This is a genomic window from Polynucleobacter sp. 35-46-11, from assembly GCF_002281105.1.
The window spans coordinates 1-1,866 of sequence record NZ_NCFJ01000490.1; the positions used below are offsets into that span (position 1 = coordinate 1).

Here is a 1,866-nt window from a genome sequence, read left to right on the forward strand (position 1 = left end):
GCAGATCCAAAGAGTTTGGTATTCGCAGGTGTCGGCAAATCTGCCTCCGAAATTGCACAGGCATTAGAGGCTGGTGTTAAATGCATCAATGTGGAATCGATTGCAGAGCTCCACCAAATTAATCGTGTTGCGACTAAGCTGAATTGCCGCGCCCCAATTTCTTTACGCGTAAATCCCGATGTGGATGCTCAAACTCATCCTTATATTTCTACTGGATTAAAAGGAAATAAATTTGGTATCGCCTATCACGAGGTTCTAAAAACTTATCGTGAAGCTGCTTTGCTTTCACAAATTGATGTGGTCGGTATTGACTGCCATATTGGCTCCCAAATCACTACAACCGCGCCCTACCTTGATGCGCTTGATAAGGTTCTTGAGTTAGTAACCCAATTGAAAAAAGAAGGTATTGAGATTCATCATCTTGATTTAGGCGGCGGTCTTGGCATCTCTTACGGCGACGACAACCCACCCGACATTACTGAGTTCACCAACACCTTACTCAATCGCGTTGCAGAGCGTGGCTTTGCTCATCTCGATGTAGTCTTGGAGCCTGGCAGGTCCTTGGTAGGCAATGCCGGCGTACTCTTGACTCAAGTGGAGTACCTCAAGCCCGGTGCTGAGAAAAACTTTTGCATTGTGGATGCAGCAATGACAGAGTTAATGCGCCCCGCTCTCTACGAGGCGTATCACGGCATTGTTCCAGTGCAAACTAAACAAGTTTCAAGCTCCACCTATGACATCGTTGGACCCGTATGCGAATCTGGTGACTGGCTTGGAAGAGATCGTGAGCTTGCTGTTGAAGAAGGTGATCTATTGGCTATTCTGTCAGCAGGCGCATATGGCTTTGTTATGGCATCAAATTACAACACCAGACCTAAGCCTGCAGAAATTATGGTTGATGGAAAAAATGCATACCTTATTCGTGCGCGCGAAAATGTTGCTGATCTTTTTGCTAGCGAAACTATCTTGCCAAACTAAATTTAATTAATAATTTATTGGGCCTGGTAAATTTCTAGGCAATAAAAAACCCCGCTGCAATCGCGGGGTTTTTGTTTTTACTGAATGTTCAATTAATGCAAGCCTGCCATGTAATCAGCAACAGCCTTCATTTCTTGATCAGAAAGCTTAGTAGCAATCGTAGTCATCTGCGTACTATTCTTACGAGTACCTTCGCGGAATGCTAGCAACTGAGCTGCGTTGTACTCAGCCCATTGGCCACCCATACGTGGATACTGCGCTGGAATACCGGCGCCAGTTGGGCTATGGCAGGCTGCACATGCTGGAACGCCCTTAGCGGCGATACCACCACGATAGATACTTTGACCCAATTCAATCGTGTCTTTATTTTGAGCGACACCCTGTGATACTGGCTGTTTAGCCAAATAAGCAGAAATATTGTTCATATCTTGCTCAGTCAAGGTGGCAACCATTCCCATCATGACTGGATTAGCACGTGTGCCATCCTTAAAGTTCTTTAACTGCTTTGTAGTGTAAGCGGCATGCTGAGCAGACAACTTAGGCCAAGTTGCTGTTGCACTCTGGCCTTTAGGGCCATGGCAAGTCAAGCAGGCTGTCACGCCACGGCTAGCATCACCGTTAGAGTAAAGCGCTTCGCCAGCTGCTGGATCGACTTTTGGCTTACCTGGAACAACCGGCTTAGCAGCAGCTTCCGCCATTGGGGCAGCCGCAGTAGCAGCATCTGCAGCATTAACTACGCCGGAGAAGCTGGTCATTGCCAGAACTAAGCCAGCGGCTAGGCTAGCGCTGACGCTAGTTAATTTGGAGATTTGAGAGGTTTGACGCATTATGTTTACCTTGGCAAAAATTCCTAAAAGTGTTTGGGCCCTACTTTTACAACCTTTTACC

Annotated in this window: 2 protein-coding genes; one reads left to right on the forward strand and one right to left on the reverse strand. The window is 46.7% G+C overall.

The window, feature by feature from the left end; all coding sequences use genetic code 11:
- The coding region (gene lysA, locus B7Y67_RS16735; protein ID WP_293599597.1) for a diaminopimelate decarboxylase at positions 1–978 on the forward strand (978 nt) is incomplete at its 5' end.
- A 92-nt stretch (positions 979–1,070) separates the two neighbouring features.
- Here lysA and B7Y67_RS16740 read toward each other — a convergent pair.
- Positions 1,071–1,733 (reverse strand): c-type cytochrome, encoded by a 663-nt coding sequence (locus B7Y67_RS16740; RefSeq protein WP_293599598.1) that lies wholly within the window; start codon positions 1,731–1,733, stop codon positions 1,071–1,073.
- Positions 1,734–1,866: the final 133 nt, after the last annotated feature.